This window comes from Cryobacterium sp. Hb1 (assembly GCF_004403585.1).
Taxonomy (GTDB): Bacteria; Actinomycetota; Actinomycetes; order Actinomycetales; family Microbacteriaceae; genus Cryobacterium; species Cryobacterium lyxosi.
Genome location: NZ_SOHI01000016.1, coordinates 16787 through 36268, shown reverse-complemented (window position 1 = coordinate 36268; position 19482 = coordinate 16787). Strand labels below are relative to the sequence as shown.

General features: G+C 62.0%; 18 protein-coding genes and 2 tRNA genes. 9 read left to right on the top strand and 11 right to left on the bottom strand.

Features of this window, described 5'->3' with window-relative positions; all coding sequences use genetic code 11:
• Positions 1-12 precede the first annotated feature (12 nt).
• Both E3T38_RS05755 and E3T38_RS05750 read right to left on the bottom strand, forming a co-directional pair.
• Entirely contained in the window at positions 13-837 is an 825-nt protein-coding gene (locus tag E3T38_RS05755) for a GTP pyrophosphokinase family protein (RefSeq protein WP_370448993.1), read from the bottom strand.
• The gene (locus tag E3T38_RS05750; RefSeq protein ID WP_134546990.1) at positions 834-2534 is read right to left on the bottom strand and encodes an alpha-amylase family glycosyl hydrolase; all 1701 of its coding nucleotides are present in this window, start codon (positions 2532-2534) and stop codon (positions 834-836) included. The genes E3T38_RS05755 and E3T38_RS05750 overlap by 4 nt, the downstream gene beginning before the upstream one ends.
• Positions 2535-2660: 126 nt before the next feature.
• Between E3T38_RS05750 and E3T38_RS05745 the strand changes: the two genes are divergently transcribed.
• Positions 2661-2732: transfer RNA gene (locus tag E3T38_RS05745), tRNA-Thr, on the top strand.
• Between the two features lie 31 nt (positions 2733-2763).
• Positions 2764-2837: transfer RNA gene (locus E3T38_RS05740), tRNA-Met, on the top strand.
• Here the strand turns inward: E3T38_RS05740 and E3T38_RS05735 are convergent.
• Positions 2835-3260 carry a tyrosine-type recombinase/integrase gene (locus E3T38_RS05735; protein ID WP_255452727.1) on the bottom strand — a complete coding sequence of 142 codons (426 nt, stop codon included), beginning with the start codon at positions 3258-3260 and terminating at the stop codon, positions 2835-2837. The two genes, E3T38_RS05740 and E3T38_RS05735, sit on opposite strands and share 3 nt — an antisense overlap.
• Before the next feature lie 82 nt (positions 3261-3342).
• Here E3T38_RS05735 and E3T38_RS16650 point away from each other — a divergent pair, with 82 nt between their 5' ends.
• Positions 3343-3486 (top strand): hypothetical protein, encoded by a 144-nt coding sequence (locus E3T38_RS16650; protein ID WP_166805442.1) that lies wholly within the window; start codon positions 3343-3345, stop codon positions 3484-3486.
• Between the two features lie 13 nt (positions 3487-3499).
• Positions 3500-3841, top strand: coding sequence for an anthrone oxygenase family protein (locus tag E3T38_RS05730; protein ID WP_134546986.1), 342 nt, complete (start codon positions 3500-3502; stop codon positions 3839-3841).
• A gap of 117 nt (positions 3842-3958) precedes the next feature.
• Here E3T38_RS05730 and E3T38_RS05725 read toward each other — a convergent pair whose 3' ends face one another.
• Together E3T38_RS05725 and E3T38_RS05720 are read right to left on the bottom strand one after the other, a co-directional pair.
• Positions 3959-5308, bottom strand: a complete 1350-nt coding sequence (locus tag E3T38_RS05725; protein ID WP_134546984.1) for an FtsX-like permease family protein — start codon at positions 5306-5308, stop codon at positions 3959-3961.
• Positions 5305-6051: an ABC transporter ATP-binding protein gene (locus E3T38_RS05720; RefSeq protein WP_198417312.1), complete on the bottom strand. Its 747-nt coding sequence runs from the start codon at positions 6049-6051 to the stop codon at positions 5305-5307. The genes E3T38_RS05725 and E3T38_RS05720 overlap by 4 nt, the downstream gene beginning before the upstream one ends.
• Before the next feature lie 113 nt (positions 6052-6164).
• On the opposite strand from E3T38_RS05720, the gene E3T38_RS05715 reads away from it, so the two are divergent.
• The 3 genes from E3T38_RS05715 (at position 6165) to E3T38_RS05705 (ending at position 9862) form a co-directional block, all read left to right on the top strand.
• Positions 6165-7436: a histidine kinase gene (locus E3T38_RS05715; RefSeq protein ID WP_134546982.1), complete on the top strand. Its 1272-nt coding sequence runs from the start codon at positions 6165-6167 to the stop codon at positions 7434-7436.
• Positions 7437-7452: 16 nt separating this feature from the next.
• Positions 7453-8106 carry a response regulator transcription factor gene (locus tag E3T38_RS05710; protein WP_174775213.1) on the top strand — a complete coding sequence of 218 codons (654 nt, stop codon included), beginning with the start codon at positions 7453-7455 and terminating at the stop codon, positions 8104-8106.
• Positions 8107-8479: 373 nt separating this feature from the next.
• Positions 8480-9862, top strand: a complete 1383-nt coding sequence (locus tag E3T38_RS05705) for an MFS transporter (protein WP_304466232.1) — start codon at positions 8480-8482, stop codon at positions 9860-9862.
• 91 nt (positions 9863-9953) lie between these two features.
• Here the strand turns inward: E3T38_RS05705 and E3T38_RS05700 are convergent, their stop codons facing one another.
• Positions 9954-10973, bottom strand: a complete 1020-nt coding sequence (locus E3T38_RS05700; protein ID WP_370448992.1) for a LysR family transcriptional regulator — start codon at positions 10971-10973, stop codon at positions 9954-9956.
• 44 nt (positions 10974-11017) lie between these two features.
• On the opposite strand from E3T38_RS05700, the gene mmsB reads away from it, so the two are divergent.
• Together mmsB and E3T38_RS05690 are read left to right on the top strand one after the other, a co-directional pair.
• Entirely contained in the window at positions 11018-11962 is a 945-nt protein-coding gene (gene mmsB / locus E3T38_RS05695) for a 3-hydroxyisobutyrate dehydrogenase (RefSeq protein WP_134546980.1), read from the top strand.
• A gap of 59 nt (positions 11963-12021) precedes the next feature.
• On the top strand, positions 12022-13506 hold the full coding sequence (locus tag E3T38_RS05690; protein ID WP_134546978.1) for a CoA-acylating methylmalonate-semialdehyde dehydrogenase: 1485 nt from the start codon (positions 12022-12024) through the stop codon (positions 13504-13506).
• A 136-nt stretch (positions 13507-13642) separates the two neighbouring features.
• Here E3T38_RS05690 and E3T38_RS05685 read toward each other — a convergent pair whose 3' ends face one another.
• The 5 genes from E3T38_RS05685 to E3T38_RS05665 all read right to left on the bottom strand — a co-directional run bounded on the left by E3T38_RS05685 (position 13643) and on the right by E3T38_RS05665 (position 19438).
• The gene (locus E3T38_RS05685) at positions 13643-14383 is read right to left on the bottom strand and encodes a DUF429 domain-containing protein (protein WP_134546976.1); all 741 of its coding nucleotides are present in this window, start codon (positions 14381-14383) and stop codon (positions 13643-13645) included.
• Positions 14384-14487: 104 nt separating this feature from the next.
• Positions 14488-15897: a mycofactocin biosynthesis glycosyltransferase MftF gene (gene mftF / locus E3T38_RS05680; protein ID WP_134546974.1), complete on the bottom strand. Its 1410-nt coding sequence runs from the start codon at positions 15895-15897 to the stop codon at positions 14488-14490.
• A complete protein-coding gene (gene mftE / locus E3T38_RS05675; RefSeq protein WP_134546972.1) occupies positions 15894-16676 on the bottom strand; it encodes a mycofactocin biosynthesis peptidyl-dipeptidase MftE in 783 nt (260 codons plus the stop codon). The genes mftF and mftE overlap by 4 nt, the downstream gene beginning before the upstream one ends.
• 108 nt (positions 16677-16784) lie before the next feature.
• Complete coding sequence (gene mftD / locus E3T38_RS05670) at positions 16785-17993, bottom strand: pre-mycofactocin synthase MftD (RefSeq protein WP_104196871.1); 1209 nt, start codon at positions 17991-17993, stop codon at positions 16785-16787.
• A 278-nt stretch (positions 17994-18271) separates the two neighbouring features.
• Entirely contained in the window at positions 18272-19438 is a 1167-nt protein-coding gene (locus tag E3T38_RS05665; RefSeq protein ID WP_241984318.1) for an NDMA-dependent alcohol dehydrogenase, read from the bottom strand.
• Between the last annotated feature and the right edge of the window lie 44 nt (positions 19439-19482).

Sequence of the window (19482 nt, the reverse complement as noted above, 5' to 3'; positions counted from 1 at the left end):
GCCGCCGCCGGTTTAGCTCGGCTCGCTACGCCCGCGCATGAAGGACTCAAGCAGGCCCTTCGGCAGCGGAAACGGTGGCAGGCTGTCGAAGCTGAACAGATCAGCGTCATCGGTAACGGGTTCGAGCGCCACGACCTGGTCGTGCAGCAGTTCCATCTTCACATCGAGCCGGTTGGCGGCATCCGCTGCCTGCCGCAAGTCTTCTACCAGGGTGTCTGGCACGGCGCCGTTGTACTTGTAATAGATCTTGTGTTCCAGGCTCGCCCAAAAGTCCATCGCGATCGTGCGGATCTGAATTTCGACGGTGACTGGCTGCACACGGTCGGACATGAATACCGGAATCGCGACGATGAGGTGCAGGCTCTGGTACCCATTGGCCTTCGGTTCCCGGATATAGTCCTTGACTTGGAGCACCGTTATGTCGCGCTGTCCGGCGAGCATGTCGCGAACGCGATAGGTGTCGGAGATGAAGCTGCAGGTGATGCGAATTCCGGCGATGTCCTGGATATTGTCGCGGATTCCGGTCAGCTCGAGCGGGTGCCCCTTGCGGATGGCCTTCTTGAGAATACCCTCCGGCGACTTGAGCCGAGAACTGACGTGCTCGATCGGGCTGTAGTCGTGAATCGCACTGAATTCCTCCTTCAAAATATTGATCTTGGTCAGTATCTCGTCGGTCGCGAACTTGTACGACATCATGAACCGGGTCAGTTCGAGCTTCAACTCCCGCATGGCGGTGATGCTCGCAGAGGTACTAGGCGAGCCGCTGCCGGAGTCGGGGGAGACGACGCTGCCCGCGTCGGCCGCGCTGCCGACGGGTGCATCGTCGAACATGGTCATGGTTGAACGGTGCGCAACCAGGCCGTCGTATCGCCCGGCAGGGTGCGACTGACGAGCTCTTCGCTCGCCAGCAGAACCTCGCCAGCGGGCAGCTGAACGGATGCCGACCCCGTATTCGCCACGACAATCACGTCGCCATTGCGGTACGCCGCGACCTCGGGACCGAAGCCGTCGATCCACTCGACCGTGCCGGAGGCGAGGGAGTGCTCCCGGCGCAGTCGCAACGCGAGCTTGTACAGCTCGAGGGTTGATCCGGCCACGCCGTTTTGCTGGTCGCGAGCGAGCCCGGCCCATTCGGCCGGCTGTGGCAGCCAACTCTTCTCTCCGGTGCTGAAGCCGAACGACTCGCCGGCGGCTTCCCACGGAATCGGCACGCGGCATCCGTCTCGCCCGTAGCGTTCGCCGTTGGTGCGAAACCAGGTGGGGTCTTCGCGCGCATGGTCGGGCAGATCGACGGCCTCGGGCAAGCCGAGTTCCTCGCCCTGATACAGGTAGCTCGAGCCGGGCAGCGACAGCATCAAAGCCGATGCTGCCCGCGCGCGTCGCAGTCCCAGAACAGTGTCGGGCAGTCCAACCGTCTTGGGGCCGATGCCGTGACCCTGCAGGTTATCGCCGGTGAGGGCGAGCCGGGAGGCGTGGCGCACGACGTCGTGGTTGGAGAGCACCCAGGTGCTCGGCGCCCCGACGTTGCCGAAAGCTTCAAGCGACTCGTCGATGACGCTCTTCAGCTGCGGCGCGTTCCACGGGGTCTCCAGGTAGGCGAAGTTGAAGGCCTGGTGCATCTCGTCTGGGCGCACCCACTTGGCCATCTGGCTGAGCGGATCGACCCAGGCTTCGGCCGCGAGAACGCGGTCGCCGGGGTAAGCGGCGAGCACCTGGTGCCAGTCGCGATAAATCTCGTGCACGCCGTCCTGCGCCCAGTAGGGGGCCGTCAGCGGCGTCTCGGCGCTGATCCCCGGTTCGAGAGCGGATGCCGGTGCCCCGCCCATGCTTCCGCCCTCGGCGGGAGGCGTGTAATCGGGGAGGCCGGGAGCCTTGATCATGCCGTGCGCAACATCCACTCGAAAGCCGTCGACGCCGCGGTCGAGCCAGAAGCGCAGTACCGCACGGAACTGCTCGCGCACCCACTCGCTGTCCCAGTCGAAGTCGGGCTGACTGCTGTCGAACAGGTGCAGGTACCACTGGCCGGGAGTGCCGTCCGGATCGGTCGTGCGGGTCCAGGCGAGGCCGCCGAAGACGGACTCCCAATTGTTCGGCGGTAGCTCACCGCTTTTGCCCTTGCCGTCACGGAAGGTGTAGCGGGCGCGCTCCTCGCTGCCAGGGCCGGCGGCGAGGGCAGCTTGGAACCAGCCGTGGTCACTCGAGGAGTGATTGGGCACGATGTCGACGATGACTCGGATTCCGAGGTCGTGGGCGGTGCGCTGCAGCACTTCGAAGTCGTCGAGGGTGCCGAACAATGGGTCGACGTTGCAGTAGTCGGAGACGTCGTAACCTGCGTCGCGTTGTGGCGAGGTATAGAAAGGAGACAGCCAAATGGCATCAATGCCCAGGTCTTTGAGCTGTGGCAGTCGCGCGCTGATGCCGGCGAGGTCTCCCATGCCATCACCGTTCGCGTCAGCGAACGAGCGGGGGTAGATCTGATAGATGACGGCGGTGCGCCACCATTCGGTGCCAGGGGTCAGTTCGGTGCCAGTCATCCTAAAATGCTACGGCATTGGCGCTGTATGCCTGTAGCGTGGGGAGTGGTCTAGAGCGCCCTGTCGGGGTGATAAAGTTTCTAGGTTGCCAAAAACGCGGCGTTGCAACTGTTTTTTGGTTGCTCTGCCCCCTTAGCTCATTGGTAGAGCACTTCCTTGGTAAGGAAGAGGTAGTGGGTCCGATTCCCACAGGGGGCTCAGGCTTGGAAGCGAACAGCCGACAAGTCGCGGCGGGGTAGCTCAGTTGGTTAGAGCACACGGCTCATAATCGTGGTGTCGCGGGTTCAATTCCCGCTCCCGCTACACGGTACTCACTAAAATCGCCCCGGACTTCTGCGGAAGTCCGGGGTGTTTTTTCGCCGATTTTGGGCCAACCCCGCATAAACCCCGCAGATTTAAACTGGCGAGCTGGGAATTCATCGTTTCAGCCGCGCGCATACCGCCCGTGTTCTTAGCCATGTAGACGTCCTGGGTCAGGGACGAGTTCGCGTGCCCGAGGTATTCGGCAATTTCACGAGCGCTCAATCCTGACTGGTTCAAAGCCGTGACCACCGTCTTGCGGAAGCTATGGGCCGTGACCGTCGGATATCCGATCCGGTCGCGAGCCATCCGCCAGTCGCGCGAGGTATTACGAGGATCTCGAATGTTGCCACGCATGGTCGGAACGACCAGGTCATGGTCGTTTCGCCTAGTGCGCAGGCTTGTCCTGCTGTCGGCCCGGTGCAACGAGGCCGCGTGGTGCTTCTAACCGGAGATCGCGGCGTATTGCCGCAACGGGCCTGTGGCACGAAGTATCAGCGGCTCACTCATGACGGAACTGTTCGGAACCGCCGTGACGGCGGCAGCGGCGGTCGGGGCCGGTGTCACCGGAGGGGTCTACTTCACGTTCACCACAATCGTGTCTCCGGCCCTGCGACTGCGTTCCGCCCCTGCGACTGCGTTCCGCCCCTGAGGCTGTGGCCGTAATGCAACGGGTCAACGAAAAAGCCGTCCGTGCCCCCTTCATGATCGTCTTCTTCGGGGGCGCCCTGGCCGCGTGCGCGGCAGCCGTCACCGCTCTGCTTCAGGACGCTGGCGCCGAAATGGTCCCCGTTCGCGTCATCGGCGCAGGCCTGACAGTGGCGTCCTTCGCCACGACAATGTTGTTCAACGTGCCGCGGAACAACGCGATGGCCCGGATCAGGCCATCCAATGCGGACTCCGCTGACGCGTGGAGATCTTTTGACGCAGGTTGGAGTCGTGCAAATACGACTCGAGCCGTGCTGGCTATCGCCGGCTCGGCGTTTCTCGCCTCGTCGCTGGTCTAACGCCTCTAACTAGAGCGCGAACCCTCATGACGGCATCATTGGGCGCACGGTCACGATGGAAATTACCGATCCGGTTGAGCAAATACGAACGATTGAGGCGCGACGAGTGCCGGGGTTTTATTCGGAGCTGAGGGTGCGCATGACGTCTCTTCTCAGACCGACAATGGTCGGACCCAGCGTGGCGAGCAAGATGAGCGCGCATCCGATGCCCGCGATGATGAGGCCGGGCATGGCGTCGATTGTGGCGGTGGTACCAGGAACGGCAGTTGACAGGCCCGCGGCGAGGATGACGCTGCTAGCGACGATGATGGCGAGGGCGAGAATCGCAGCGGTAATGACGTAGATGACGGCTTCAAGCGCGGCCGTGAAGATAATCGTGCGGTGGGTGGCCCCGGATGCTTGGAGGAGTGCAAGTTCTTGACCGCGCGTGCGGCTACTCATGAAGACCACGATGGCTGCAGCAACGGCCGCGAGTAGGAGGGGGCCACCGAGAAGGAGAGCAACCTCGTTAGCGTGCAGAGCCGCGTTTCCTCCGGTTCCTTGAATTCGGAACGCGTCGTTGAGTGTGGCGGCCGCGGTGTAGAGTCCAGCCGAGAGGCTGATGCCTACCAAAAGTGGCGTGATGGCCGCCGTGCTGTAAGCGAGATGGTAGCGAGCCTGATGTCGCGCGAGAAACCATGCCGACGAGACCCGGGCCGGCAGCACCGCTGTCCATGCCATCAACACTGCGGGATACAGCAGCGGAGCGATCGCAACGATGAAAATGGTGAGCACCGGAGTGATCAGCGGAATTCGGGAGCTACTTTGACTGAGCGTCGCGCCGAAAAGGCTCGACGACAGTGCGTAGGCAGCGGTTACAGCCGCTATGACGAAGATCCAGCGAAACCAACGCATGCGCCCACGCCGCGGCTCGGCGTCACGAAGAATTTCCAGTGGTGGTGTGAACGCTGCTCGCCGTGCAGCCCGCCACCCGCCGAGAAGCACGATCCCGCACACACCGAGCACGCTGCTGAGAACGGTGACGCCCCCGAAATGAACGTGCACGCCCCCGAGACCGGGTACGGTGCCGAAACCGAGCGCGAAGAGCGGATCAGCTGCTGGCCTGGCCGCAGCTACCCCGAGCGCGGCTCCGACGAGGGACACGATCAGCAGCTGCAGTAGGACAAGGATTCCGACGGTGCGGGGTCGTGCGCCGATCAGCTGCCAGAGAGCGTAGGACCGTTGCTGCAGGGTCACCGTCAACGTGGCGACGCTGCTGAGGACAGCAAGGGCACTGACTCCGCTGAACATCAGGATCGTCGCGGCGGCGCCGGAGAGGATGCCCTGAAATTTTTCGCCCAGTTCGGCACCGGTATCGGCAATCGATGCTCCGATGGCCAGTACGAATCCGGCAGCGACCGCCAGGATGAACACACCGACCCACGCCCGCCATTGCGAGCGCAGTTCGGAGAAGATGAGCAGCATCATCGTTCACCTACCGTTCGGGCGTTTCGCACTGCGTCGAGGACAGCGTCTGCGGTGGGCGAGACCAGTTCTCGATGGATGGTTCCGTCGCGCATCACCAGGACTCGATCGGCCAACGCTGCTGCCTCCAGATCGTGCGTGACCATCACCAGCGCCGAGGTGGGGGTCGTGGTTTGTCGGAGTAAACGGAGCGCCTCGGCACCATTTGCGGTATCGAGCGATCCGGTCGGCTCGTCGGCAAACACAATGTCTGGCTGCGATGCCAGAACGCGGGCGATCGCGACCCGTTGTTGCTGGCCGCCGGAGAGTTCACCTGGCCGTTTTCGTGCGTGGGCGCTCATCCCGACATCGGACAAGGCCCGCTCGACGCCTGGAGGGTTGGGGCCGTGCTTGGCTAAACGCGCCGGCAGCGAGACGTTCTGCCTGGCCGAGAGAGACGGGATCAGATTGAACGATTGAAACACGAAGCCGATATGGTCGCGGCGGAGGGTCGCGACCTGAGAACGTGTCTGCTTCGAGAGATCATGACCCATCACAGATAGGGCTCCCGATGTCGGGCTTTCCAGGCCTGATAAGCAGTAGAGAAGTGTGGATTTACCCGATCCACTCGGCCCCACGATGCTCACCATCTCGCCGGGCATCACGGCCATAGATATTCCTTGGAGAACCGGCGCCGGCTGATCTCTTTTCGTGAGTGGCGGAAACGTTTTGTAGAGGTTATGGGCTTCAAGCAGCGGTATGGTCACAAACCCATTCCATCGTGAGCACTCTTACGGCGCAGTCACGCAGGCACCCCAAATGACGGTAGTGCTGGCACTACAGAACATCGTGTGTTGCACGGTACCCCTAGCCTGAAACTATGAACATAACGGTTTGGCGCGCGATCGGAGCCAAACCGTGGCGATTCTGGTTTTCCCGCTGGCCGTGGCTTACCTTGCTCTACCTGTTCTCAAGCGCGATGCTCGGGCTGGTCTTGTTGCCGATGATTGCGATGACGTTCGTGTTCATCCCCTTGTGGGGGCTGGCCGTGGGAGCGCTGGAACGGCGACGGTTGAAACTACTGGGCTTCGCCCGAATCGAAAATGCCCATGTTCGGGTCGGCGCCGATGAGCGCCACAACTGGCTGAACATCCGGATGACCGAAGCCGCAACCTGGCGCGACGTCGGAGGACTCTTCGCTACTCTCCTGATGGGGTGGCTCGGGCTGGCGCTACTCGTCGTCGAAGCGGTCGGCCTCGCCGCGATTGTCGCGATCGTGGCCTCGGCTACGCACGGCCCTTTTCGAATGAACATCTCCGCAGGCGTGAGCGTCGAGATGATGCCGTCAGACATTTGGAAGGCCTGCGCAGCAGGACTTGTCGCGCTTGCCGTTGCTGCCTACGTCAATGCCATACTGGTGGCCGGCCAGGCATCGCTGAGCCGCTTCCTCCTCTCACCGCGGCAAGCAGAACTTGAGCGTTACATTGAACGACTCACCAGGTCCAGGGTTTCGTTAGTGGAAGCGTTCGAGCAGGAACGACGCAGAATCGAACGTGACCTGCACGACGGTGTTCAGCAGGAGCTCGTGGCCTTGTCGGTGCGGCTCGGGCTTGCCGAAATCGACCTCGAGCACGCCGCGCAATCTGGTGCAAACGTTCGAGAAGCGCGCCAAGCCGTTGCCGTAGCCCACGACCATACCGAGCATGCCTTACGCAGTCTGCGGGCCACTGTTCGCGGCATTCACCCGGCGGTCCTCACCGACCACGGACTCGCCGCAGCGCTCCAGGAACTCGCTGGCCGCGCCGGATTGCCCATCGAACTCGACGCCACGCTGGTTCAAAGAGCATCCGCCGCCTCAGAAGGATGTGCGTACTTCACGGTCAGCGAGGCGATCACGAATGCGGTGAAACACTCCTCCGCGACAATAATTCACATAGCCGCGCAGACCACCGCCCATGAACTCATCGTGACCGTGACCGACAATGGTCACGGTGGTGCTGACGAGACGCTGGGAACGGGTATCCGCGGGTTGAAAGAGCGCGCGGAAACGCTCGGCGGAGCACTGAACGTTGACAGCCCTCCTGGCGGTCCGACGATGCTTCGACTGCGCCTGCCCGCGGCTACTACCCTGACCGCGATCGCCGCGGGCTGACGAGAACAAGGTCCCCATGCGTATCATCCTGGCCGAAGATTCCACACTGCTACGAGAAAGCCTGACCAGTCTGCTTGAGAAACTGGGACACACCGTCATCGCTACCGCGACCGATGCGCCAGGACTCGTCGACGCCGTTGCACTCGCGGCGCACGAAAACCGCTTGCCCGACCTGGTGATCACCGACGTGCGGATGCCACCGAACAACCAGGATGACGGCCTGCGTGCGGCTCTTCACATCCGTCGATCACACGGAACGGTGCCGATCCTCGTCCTTTCGCAATACGTCGCCGATGCATATGCCGCCCAGCTTCTCTCCGAAAACGATGGAGCGGTCGGCTATCTTCTCAAAGACCGGATCGGCCGAATCTCCGATTTCTCCCGCGCCCTCGAAACGATCGCGGCAGGCGGAACCATCATCGACCCGGAAATGGTGCGTCATCTCCTCGCCAGAAAGACCGGAAGTCCGATCGAATCTCTGACCCCGCGTGAACGGGATGTTCTTACCCTCATGGCAGAAGGATTAGCAAACCAAGCCATCGCCAGCCAACTTGTTGTCAGTGCAGCCGCCGTCGCCAAACACATCGGAAGCATTTTCACGAAACTCGATCTGACGCCCGACGACGGCCACCGCCGCGTCAAAGCCGTGCTGCTCTACTTGAATACCTGATCAGGCGGTCCAGGTGCGCGCTCCCCAGCGCTCTCCCGTGTTACACGATTCTCACGGCTGGTGACCGAACAATCTAAGCGCGTGAGCGGCTGCCCTCGCACGGCTCGGGATCACAGCCGGCACCGCCGCCGGAGGAAGGGCGGTACTACTTGTCGGTGGGCGACGTTGTGTCAGTGGCGTCCGCTTGACCTCTCGCAAAAGTCAGCTAGCAGCCCTGTGCATTGATGCAGATGGTCTCTGCACGAATCGTCGTTGTGTGATGTTGACGGCACGGCAATACTTTCAATGATTCATTGATGGTTTTGTCGTCGCATTTATAAAGTTGGATGCGCTATTCCACGCAGTGTCAGAGTTGACACCGAAGGAGATTGAATTGAGCACGCAAGTTCCCACAAGCCAGAGTGGTACAGAGAAAAAACCGACAGGATTGAAGAAAGTGGTGGCGGCCTCAATGGCCGGCACCATCGTTGAATGGTATGAGTTCTTTCTGTATGGCTCGCTGGCGACTTTGGTGTTTGGCCAAGTGTTCTTTCCCAATGCCGGCTCGCAACTTGACGGCATCCTCGCGGCCTTTCTGACCTACGCCGTCGGCTTTCTCGCACGTCCAATCGGCGGAATCGTCTTTGGCCACTTTGGTGACAAGTTTGGGCGCAAGCGATTGCTCCAGGTTGCCATTGTTTTGGTCGGCGTATCCTCATTCCTAATGGGATGTTTGCCAACGTTTGATCAAGTTGGCTATTGGGCGCCGGCGCTTTTGGTGTTCTTGCGATTCGCTCAGGGCTTTGCGGTTGGCGGCGAATGGGGTGGCGCCGTATTGCTGGTAGCTGAGCACAGTCCCAATAAATCCCGTGGGTTCTGGGCCAGCTGGCCGCAGGCAGCCGTTCCGGGAGGAAACTTGCTGGCCACCGTTGTTCTCCTCGGGCTTTCTGCGACCCTGCCCGAGGAAGCATTCCTCAGTTGGGGCTGGCGGGTCGCATTTTGGCTCTCAGCGGTAATCGTCATTGTCGGGTACTACATTCGCACGAAGGTTCAGGATGCCCCGATCTTCGAAGAATCACGTCTGAAGGCTGAAGCTGCACCCACGCCGGGCTACGGCGCCATTGAAGTATTTCGACGCTACCCGCGCGGTGTCTTCACCGCCATGGGACTGCGATTTGCAGAAAACGTGCTGTATTACCTCGTCGTCACCTTCTCGATCACGTACCTGGTGGTGGTGGTCAAAATGGACACAGCCAAGATCTTGTTGCTGATGCTCATCGCGCATGCAATCGAGTTCTGTCTTATTCCGCTGGTCGGAAAACTCTCCGACGCGGTTGGCCGGAAACCCGTTTACTTGACGGGCGCGGTGTTGGGCTCGACCTGGGGATTCTTTGCCTTCCCCATGATGGAGACCGCGGATGAACTGATCATTATGATCGCCGTCACGATCGGCCTCGTGTTCCACGCACTGATGTATGCCGGGCAGCCCTCAATCATGTCGGAAATGTTTCCCACCCGCATGCGGTATTCCGGTGTTTCACTCGGGTACCAGGTCACGTCGATCGTGGCTGGTTCGCTCGCCCCGATTATCGCCACCGCTTTGCTGAGGGGCACCGGGTCATCGGTGCCGATTGCCGTTTATCTGTTGGTTGCCTGTGCGGTGACGGTGGTCGCTGTGGTGTCCATGAAAGAAACGAGAGGTATCTCGCTTCACGATGTCGATGCAGCCGACCTAGAAAAAACGGCGGCGCTGCGCGAACGCACCGATGCACGGTAAAGCGTCGGATAGACGGGCCCGGGGTTGCAGACACACTGATCTGGTGCAGGCAGATCTGTAAAGCCACAGACCGGTGGGGCCGCCGTGCGAGCTAGGCCGCCAGTTCGTCCCGGCGCTCGGAGATCTCCTGCTGGATGGCCTCAATTGCTGCCTTCACGGCCATGGATCGAAGAGACTCGGCGCGGGCGGCAGCCCAAATAGGCAGCTCTCGGTGAAAAAAATCCGGTAACACGGGGACAAAATCCGGCCGCCCCCACACCATGAAAGATGGAAGCAATCCGATGCCGCTGTGGCGTCGCACGGCTTCGACCTGGGCGAAAATACTGGTGGATTGAAAGATCGCGGCTGGATTTGGTAACTGTGACGAGCGATGCCCCAGCTCGGCGACCTGGAGGGATGACTCGACATAGGACACAAAGTTGTGGTCCTTGATGTCATCAATAGTCTTTGGAGTTCCTTTCGTGGCGAGGTATTCGGGGCTGGCATACAGTCGGATGAAATAGTTCGTCAGAAAGATCGTCTGTGCTCTACTCGAGTCGATTGGGCCGACCACGACTTCCAAGTCGACGCCGGAGCGGTTCTGGTTGATCTTTCTCGTCGCGCTGAGCATCTCCACATTCAGCTTGGGATGTTGCTGTTGAAGCTTGACCAAGGCGGGGGTGACAAAAGCTGCGCCGAAGCCGTCGGGCGTGCTGATGCGTACGAGTCCGAAAAGCGGATCCGCGTCATGCGCCAGTGTTGAAGTGAGAGCGCCCAGGCTGGTCTCGATAATCTCAGCTGCACGGACTGCCTGGTTTCCGAGCTCGGTGAGTTCCCATCCGTGCGGGCTTCGCTCGAGGGTACGCCCACCCAGCCGCTTGTCCAGCGCCAGAATCCGGCGGGAAATGGTGGTGTGGGTGGTTTCCAGCGCCTCGGCCACGGCGGTGAATCGCCCCAGGCGCGCCACGGTGAGCAGGATGAGCAGGTCATCCGGGCTCGGGAACCGCTTGAAATCAACCATCACGCGCCGGCCTTCTGCCAATGGGTACATCAGCGTATTTGTGCATGAATGCACAGGGTGTCTGTATTTTTTTATCTTGATTGCACCGTAACACGGTGTGAGGGTGGTCATACAGAAAGTGTGTTCTCGCTGGAAAAGAGCAAAGGAGCTTGCGAATGGCTGTAATTGGATGGATCGGTCTGGGCAATATGGGTGGCCCGATGACGGCAAACCTGGTGAAGGCCGGGCACGAAGTGCGCGGCTTCGACCTGAATCCGCAGGCGCTCGCGACCGCGGCGGCCAATGGACTCACACCGGCAAGCAGCATTGCGGATGCTGTCTCTGGCGCCGAGGTCGTCTTCACCATGCTGCCCAAAGGTGAGCACGCCATTGCCGTGTATCTGGGTGAAGGCGGCGTGCTGGCTTCGGTGAGTCCCGGCACCCTTCTTGTTGATTCCTCCACCATTGACGTCGAATCCGCTCAAAAGCTTCACGATGCTGCAGCCGAGGCTGGATTCCGTTTTGTTGACGCTCCCGTTTCCGGCGGGATCAGCGGTGCTCAGGCTGGAACATTGACGTTCATGATCGGCGGGGAACCCGACGCCGTCTCTGATGCCAGCACGTTTATCGAGTCGATGTCTGCCAACATCATTCCGACCGGCGGTGCGACCACAGGCCAGGCCGCGAAGATTTGCAACAATCTCATGCTGTTCATCAATCTCGCGGGGGCCGCTGAAGGTGCCGTTCTGGCCGATCGTCTCGGTCTTGACAAGCAGGTGTTCTGGGACATCGCATCGGTCTCCTCCGGTGACAGTTGGGCCCTGCGCACCTGGTATCCAATTGCCGGAGTCGTGGCATCCTCCGCCGCTAACACTGCTTTTGCACCGACGTTCACGACGGAGTTGGCCAATAAAGATATCGGCCTGGCTATCGCCGCCGCGCGGGCAACGAATACACCACTGGAGATTGGGGAGCATGTGCAGCAATTGTTCCAGCGCGTTCTGGATGCTGAACAGGGCCGTAAAGACTGCTCCATAATCGTCAAGCTCGTCGACGGAACCCTGGCTCCTGAACCCGAACCGGAACAGATTCCGGCGCTAGCCCAAGCGCAGGTGCGCTGATGACAACGGTCGTGACCTCATCCACTGACCCTCGTCCCGCAGCTACAGAGAGCACTACCATGCAGCGAATTCCGCACTACATCAATGGTCGAAAGATCACCGACGCCGAGCGTTTTGCCCCCGTCTACAATCCCGCCACCGGAGAGCAAAACAAAGAGGTCGCTTTGGCTTCAGCATCCCGGGTCGAGGAAGCTATCGCGGCCGCCAGTGCGGCGCTGCCGGGGTGGCGGGCCACCAGCCTGGCCAAACGCACCAACATCTTTTTCAAGGTTCGAGAGCTCCTCAGCGAGCGCAAGTCGGAGCTGGCGGCCATTCTCACCAGCGAACACGGCAAGGTGCTTTCTGATGCGGAGGGCGAGATCACCCGAGGCCTGGAGAATATCGAGTTCGCTACCGGACTCTCCCACATGCTCAAGGGGGAGCACTCAGAGCAGGTATCGACCGGCGTTGATGTTCACTCGGTGCGCCAGCCGGTTGGCGTCGTGGCCTGCGTTACTCCGTTCAATTTTCCAGCCATGGTGCCGTTGTGGATGATTGGCAGTGCGCTGGCCTGTGGCAACACCGTTCTGCTCAAGCCCAGCGAGAAAGACCCATCTACGGCCATATTCATTGCCGAGATTTTCTCCGAGGCAGGGCTCCCCGACGGCGTGCTGAACGTCGTCCAGGGCGACAAAGAAGCCGTGGATGCACTGTTGGAACACCCGCAGGTGAAGGCCATCAGCTTCGTCGGATCCACGCCTGTTGCCAAGTCCATCTATAAGCGGGCCGCCGAAAACGGCAAGCGCGTGCAGGCGCTGGGCGGCGCTAAGAACCACATGGTGGTACTCCCGGATGCCGATCTGAACACGGCTGCAGATGCGGCAGTGTCGGCGGCGTACGGCTCAGCGGGGGAACGCTGCATGGCGGTCAGTGTGCTCGTGGCCGTTGGCGGTATTGCTGATGAACTCGTCGATGCCATCAAGCAGCGCATGACCGGACTGACGATCGGCGCGGGAACGGATGCTGCTTCAGAGATGGGCCCGCTGATCACCGCTGCGCACCGCGACAAGGTTGCGTCGTATGTTGCCGGGGCAGCGGATGAAGGTGCCACCGTTGTTGTGGACGGTCGCCAGCACCAGTTTGATTCAGATGGCTTCTTCATCGGCGTCAGCCTGATCGACCACGTGAAGCCAGGCATGAAGGTATACGACGACGAGATCTTCGGCCCCGTACTGTCGGTCGTCCGCGTGGATACCTTCGAAGAAGCCATTCAGTTGACCAACGCGAACGAGTTCGGCAACGGGGCAGCCATTTTCACGCGCGACGGCGGTGCCGCGCGGCAATTCGAATTTGAGATTGAGGCCGGAATGGTCGGGGTCAACCTGCCCATACCGGTGCCGGTTGGGTCGTTCTCCTTCGGCGGCTGGAAGTCATCACTGTTCGGTGATACCCACATGTATGGGCCGGACAGCATTCGTTTCTACACCCGTAACAAGGTGGTGACCACCCGTTGGCCCGACCCAACGACGAGTGAGATCAACCTCGGGTTCCCGCAAGTCAGCTGATCTCCAGCCTCAGCGGTAAACCATCAAATACTCCGGGATCGCGGCATCCGTGCCGTGGTCCCGGAGCGAGCGGACCAGATCAGGAGCCGGAAACGACGGCGCTGCAGGGTGGGGGAACTAAGGAACACCCTGACGACTACCGGAGTAGATCGGCGAGAGAGCCGGACGGGAGCAAGATCCAGCCTTCCCGGCGGGCACGATCACGCATGGATGGTTCGGGCGGCTCGTAGAATCCCAGGGCGGCACTGCGGGCGGCGAGTGCGGCGACCATGGCGTCGAAGGCATCCGCTGAGGTGATCATCTGTGGCGCGAACGAGCCGAGATCGAGCCAGGGCGCGACATCCTGAATGTGTTGGAGAAGCTGCTTTCGAATGGTGGGCTCCGTTCGGTACTTCGTTGTGGAGAAACCCCACAGTCGTAGCGATGCTCCCGGGTAGATTTCTGCGACGACTCCAGAACCTGACCTGTCGATGTTGATGCCGGTCTCGGAGATCCTGGCCAGCAGCCCGGCGCACCGCATAGCGGTGAGTCCGAGCCGGTCGGTGGACACGCTGAGCGGCCATCGTCCGGTTCTTTTTCGTACGTCACGATCGGTCTCGCGGTAGGCCAGAGTGCGGCGCCAGTCCATTCCGCCGTCGACTCCGGGCCGGCTCTGGTCGCCGCTGGAGTGCGCGACCACAAAATGCACGAACTCGTCCGGCCAACCGAACGCGCAGTCGATGCCGAGTTTCTCAACGGTGCCCGCAGTGCGAGCGATGATGTTGTCAGCGACGCCGAGCTGGAGCTCACACAGTGATGCTCGATTGTCGGCCCAGTCAATGACGGCCAGGGCGGTGCCTTTGGGCTCGGCAGCGAGATCCACTCCGGCAGTGCGCATGTCCCCAGTTTAGGAGGGGTGGACGCCCGTTCGGATAGCGCCGTGTGTACGTGTACGTGTCGGTGGCCCGTGCGGTGATTCTGCTCCACTGCTGGATCGGATAACTAACGACGTCCGCGAATGTCGGGGCGAAGCGCCGCCGTTGAGCGCCCGCGAAGCGCGCCGAGCCAGAGGCCTGCCCCGTAGGCGAGGTCGTCGGCTCGGCGTGCGATCCCGAAGCGCACGACGTCGAGTTGCGGTTTCGTGCGTCGGTAGTCCAGGACGACGTCGAGAATGGCGGCGGCGATCGTTGCCCGGCGTACGCGTCGGGAGACGATGCTGCCGAGCACCGCGAGTGGCCACCAGTGCCGCGTGAGCAGGGCCATCGTCTGCGAAACCGATGCGGCAACGCCGGTGGCCGTCAGCTCGATACCGATACGCAGCGGATGCTCGTGGCGGGATAGCTTGCGCGAGATGCGCACGGCGGCAACGGCTGAAATGGCGAGGGCGAGGGGAACCGACCAAACCCGCTGGGCGAGCAACGCCACCATGACGCTGACGCTCCAGGGCGCGAGGATCGCCGGGGCGATGTTGCCGGGATGTCGGAGTGCCAATGCATGGCCGCCCGTGCCGTAGAACGCTTTGCGTTTGGCCCAGTCAGACAACGTGACTCGGTGTTCGTGGGCGCTCGTCGCGGCTGGTTCGTAGCGCACCCTCCACCCCCGTTCGACGAGTGTCCACACGAGGTCGACGTCTTCGCCGACTCGCATACCGTCGCTGAACCCGGCGCCGAGGGCTTCGACCCGGGCCACGACGAAAGCCGTTGACACCCACGACACCCGCGCGCGCGGCCGCACCGTGGCGGGAGTCGGTCCGAGGTCGAGCGATGACCGCGCGTCCTCGTAACGAGAGATCCAGTTGACTCGGGTCGACAGCTGGAGCCCGATCACTCGCGGGGCGACGAGAGCAACCCTCGGATCAACGAAGTGCCGGAGCAATGTTGCGACAGCCCCGTCGGTGACGACCATGTCGTTGTCGACGAATGCCACGTAGGTCGTGTGCACCAATCGCAGCCCAGCATTGCGGGCCCCAGCCGGACCCAGGTTCTCGGGCAGGCCGATGAAACGGGCTCCGGCGGTGGCGGCGATCCGTTTCGCCTCACTGGGATCGGGCGAAGCATCATCGACCACGATGACTGATTTGTGGGGCCCGATACTCGTGAGAAGGCGGTCGAGGGATTGCGGCCGGCCGTAGGTTGGAATCACGTAGGTGACGTCGCTCTCATCCGCTGCCGGAAGCGTGTCGAGTACCGGATCGGCCATACCAATTTCGAGCAGCTTGTCCACGAGGGCGCCCGAGCCGGCACCGTCGACGGCCAAGCGGCGCCCGGCGAACATGCTGGCGGCGGCCCGGGAGAGATAGATTGCGCGGGTCGGGGAACCTCCGACCAAGGATCGGCCCTGGTCACGGACCGTGACCGTGCGATTGAGGTCGACCGTGAAACCGGGTGGGAGCACAGCAGCGGGCGGCTTCATGGTCTATCTTCCATAGCGTCCGGTGCCGGTGCCGGTGCCGGTGCCGGTGCCGGTGCTGTGCTCCGAGCGAGGTCGCGGAGGCATCCGCGCGGGTCGATGGACTCGTCGAGGATCCGGCGCTGCACACCCTCGCACATCTCGGACATGAACGCAGCGCCGGTCGTGGCGGTGGCTCCGGTCGGATCGCCCAGAATTCCGGTCGGCGATACCGCCCGCACGCCCTCCGACTTGAGCCGGCCCAAAAGGGCAGACATCGGCGTCGTCGCGCCAGGCACCACCGATGCCAGGTCGACCAACTTGGCGTCGAGATGCAGCAGAATCGATGTCTCGGTGAGTCCGGCATGGGCATCTCCCCGGGCAACCGTGCACGGAGCCCAGGCGACAGAGTGCCCCTCACCCCGGAGCAGGGAAACGGATGCGGTGAGCGCAGCAAGGTTTCCGCCATGGCCGTTGACGAGCACAATGCGACCAGCCCAGGTCGACAGGGAGCGCACCAGCTCGACAATGACCATCGTGAGGGCTTCGGTGCCGATCGACACGGTTCCCGGAAAATTCTGATGCTCACCGCTCGCCCCGTACGGCAGGGCGGGGGCGACGACGACGCAATGCCCCCTGATGGCCAGATCAGTGGCGACTCGCTGTGCCACCGCCGAGGCGATTATGGTGTCGGTGGAGAACGGCAGGTGTGGTCCGTGCTGCTCCGTCGACCCGAGGGGCACGAGCACGACTGGGGTAGGCGACAGCGCTGGCCAGGTGCTGTACGCCAATTCACCGTGCATTCGTGCCCCCTCATTCGACTTCTAGTTTGGCCCCGAAAAGTGCCGGGCGCCGCCACAGCACGGCGACATGGCAGTAACGCGGCGATGACGTGGTTGATGGTGACGTGATTAGTGCCGGGTTGTCGCTTCGATTGTGCTCAGCGTCGCGCCGAGGGTGCGCGAGAACGTCGGCGGGATGTAGAAGTCTGCGGGCGATAGCTCGTGGATTGAATCATGGCCGAGGCCGAGCACCGCAGAGTCCAGTCCACCCCGCAGAATATCGAGTACGTTCTCGACTCCGGCCTGGCCGTTTGCAGCGAGGCCCCAGAGGTAAGCACGGCCGATCATGACCGCGCGTGCACCGAGTGCGAGGGCCTTGGCGACGTCGCTACCTCGACGGATGCCGCCGTCGAGCACGATTTCCACGTCGCCGTTCACCGCCTCGGCCACCGAGGCCAGCATGCGGATCGATGCCGGTGTTCCGTCGAGGTTGTTGCCGCCGTGATTGGACACGGAAATAGCCGTTACACCCGCGTCGACGGCTCGGCGGGCATCGTCGATTCGGGTGACGCCCTTGAGCATGAAGGGTCCTCCCCAGGTTTCGCGCATCCAGGCCACGTCCTCCCAGGAGGGTGGCGGCGTCTGCATCCACTCGTAGTAGGCGCCGAAGAATGTCGGTGCAGTGCCGCCGGGGGGAGTGAGATTGGGAGCGGTGAGGTCGGGGATACGACCGGACTTCGCGAAACGCAAAAGCCATTGTGGGTGGGGGAGCACGTTGGGCGCGAAGTTGATCATTGTCTTCAGGCTCATCTTCTCCGGAATCTGCGGGCTGCCCCAGTCGCGACCGTTGGAGAATGACCAATCGAGGGTGGCGATGAGTCCCTTGGCTCCGGCGGCCCGCGCCCGGTCCATCCGCTGCACCATCGATTCCCTTGAGCCCGACCAGTACATTTGGAAAAGCGTGTTCGGGTTGGCAGCAATTACGTCTTCAACAGGTTTGCTGGCGAACGAACTCAGACCCATGATGGTGCCGCGGTTAGCGGCTGCCCGGGCAACGGCCACTTCACCGTCGGGGTGCACAGCCTGCACCCCTGTGGGAGAGATGATGACCGGCAAAGAAATGGGTATGCCCATCACGGTTGTCGTGAGGTCGCGCACCGCCTGATGCCCGGCGACATGCGGTGAGAAGCCCAGTTCACCAAACGCTGCCATGTTGTCGTCGATGGTCAGCCCGCGCTCGGAACCGGCAACGAGAGCCCCATACACAGACGAGGGGAGGGCTTTCTTGGCTCGTCGCTGTGCCTCGGCTACGGTTTCAAACCATGCATTTTTCGCCATGGCAATTCCTGCTTTCTGGTTGTCGTTCAGGCTCTACAAGGTGGCCGCGAACCCTACCGATGTCACGGTGGGCAGGCATGAGATGAGCGGTTCCGAGCCCGGTTGTCGCGAGCTGACGGACCGCTGATTTCACCTCTTCCCTCAGCGCATTTTCGTGAGCGAATCGTGTTCAGGGGAGAAGCGGATGCCGTGCAGGGGTGGCACCCGCTCCTCCTCACTATCTGTTCGAACTACTTGATGACGGCGCTGGCCCTGCGCTGGCCTGCGCTTCGCTGCGCCTAGACCCCGACGGTCACCGCTTCGTGCGCGAGCGCGGGCGACTCCGCAGCCACCGGTGAGAGGAGAATAACGCCGCGAATGTTCTTCCCGTCCCGCATATCCTGGTACGCGTCATTGATCTGGTCGAGCGTGTACCGGTTGGTGACGAGTTCGTCGAGCTTGAGCTTGCCCTGCTTATACAAGTTGAGCAGCGTCGGGATGGCGTAACGCGGAGACCAGGAGCCGTAGAGCGCACCCTGGATGCGCTTCTGGTTCATGACCAGGCTGAACAGGTCCGCCGGGATGCCGACCTCGCCGAGTGGTGACATCGACGTGACGACGACGATTCCACCCTTTCGGATGGCATCCGTCGCCGTGCCGACGATGTCGCCGTGCAGCACGCCCGGAGTGCAGATCGCGGCGTCTGCGCCCTGCCCGTTTGTGATGCTGCGCACAAAGTCGATAGCGGCCTGCGCCTCGGCGAAGACCTCCGTCGCTCCGAACTCGGGTGCTTTCTCCCGTTTGAACGGTGCCGGGTCGACCACGACGATGTGCGAAGCACCGGCTGCGGCCGCGCCCTGGACGGCGTTCATGCCGATGCCGCCCACACCGAAAATGATCACCACGTCACCGTTGTGAATGTCGGCCGAGTTCACAGCCGAGCCGTACCCGGTCGGCACACCGCAGGCGACCAGTGCGGCGACGTCCAGGGGAATGTCGGGATCGATCTTGACGATGGATGCCTCGTCGAAGACCTGCCACTCGGCGAACGTTCCCAATGCGGCCATCGTGGCGAGATCTTCACCGTTGGAGTGCATGCGGTAGCCGCCGGAGGGCTGGTTCCCGATCAGCGTATTCGCGCCGAAGTCGCAGAGGTTCTGCAGCCCCATCGCGCACCACCGGCACTTTCCGCAGGAGGGGATGAACGACGTGACGATGTGATCGCCCACCGCGTAGTCCGTGACCTGGCTGCCGATGGCGCGGATGATGCCAGCACCTTCGTGTCCGCCGACAATAGGAAGGTTGATCGGCATGTCTCCGCTCGCGGCATGGTCATCGCTGTGGCACAACCCGGTGGCGACCAGTTCTACCAGCACTTCGGTGGGACCCGGATCATCCAGATCCACCTCTTCGATCTGCCACTGTCCCGGTTGTTCACGAAGTATGGCTGCATGGGTTTTCATCATGTTCTCCTTTTTGAGATGCGTTCGATCCACGTCGTCGTGGACCG

Bases quoted from the DNA above. Each gene is read 5' to 3' on its own strand.
- E3T38_RS05755 (WP_370448993.1), bottom strand. From the start codon at position 837: ATGACCATGTTCGACGATGCACCCGTCGGCAGCGCGGCCGACGCGGGC.
- E3T38_RS05750 (WP_134546990.1), bottom strand. From the start codon at position 2,534: ATGACTGGCACCGAACTGACCCCTGGCACCGAATGGTGGCGCACCGCC.
- E3T38_RS16650 (WP_166805442.1), top strand. From the start codon at position 3,343: ATGACGGAACTGTTCGGAACCGCCGTGACGGCGGCAGCGGCGGTCGGG.
- E3T38_RS05730 (WP_134546986.1), top strand. From the start codon at position 3,500: ATGCAACGGGTCAACGAAAAAGCCGTCCGTGCCCCCTTCATGATCGTC.
- E3T38_RS05725 (WP_134546984.1), bottom strand. From the start codon at position 5,308: ATGATGCTGCTCATCTTCTCCGAACTGCGCTCGCAATGGCGGGCGTGG.
- E3T38_RS05715 (WP_134546982.1), top strand. From the start codon at position 6,165: ATGAACATAACGGTTTGGCGCGCGATCGGAGCCAAACCGTGGCGATTC.
- E3T38_RS05710 (WP_174775213.1), top strand. From the start codon at position 7,453: ATGCGTATCATCCTGGCCGAAGATTCCACACTGCTACGAGAAAGCCTG.
- E3T38_RS05700 (WP_370448992.1), bottom strand. From the start codon at position 10,973: ATGACCACCCTCACACCGTGTTACGGTGCAATCAAGATAAAAAAATAC.
- mmsB (WP_134546980.1), top strand. From the start codon at position 11,018: ATGGCTGTAATTGGATGGATCGGTCTGGGCAATATGGGTGGCCCGATG.
- E3T38_RS05690 (WP_134546978.1), top strand. From the start codon at position 12,022: ATGCAGCGAATTCCGCACTACATCAATGGTCGAAAGATCACCGACGCC.
- E3T38_RS05685 (WP_134546976.1), bottom strand. From the start codon at position 14,383: ATGCGCACTGCCGGAGTGGATCTCGCTGCCGAGCCCAAAGGCACCGCC.
- mftF (WP_134546974.1), bottom strand. From the start codon at position 15,897: ATGAAGCCGCCCGCTGCTGTGCTCCCACCCGGTTTCACGGTCGACCTC.
- mftE (WP_134546972.1), bottom strand. From the start codon at position 16,676: ATGCACGGTGAATTGGCGTACAGCACCTGGCCAGCGCTGTCGCCTACC.
- mftD (WP_104196871.1), bottom strand. From the start codon at position 17,993: ATGGCGAAAAATGCATGGTTTGAAACCGTAGCCGAGGCACAGCGACGA.
- E3T38_RS05665 (WP_241984318.1), bottom strand. From the start codon at position 19,438: ATGATGAAAACCCATGCAGCCATACTTCGTGAACAACCGGGACAGTGG.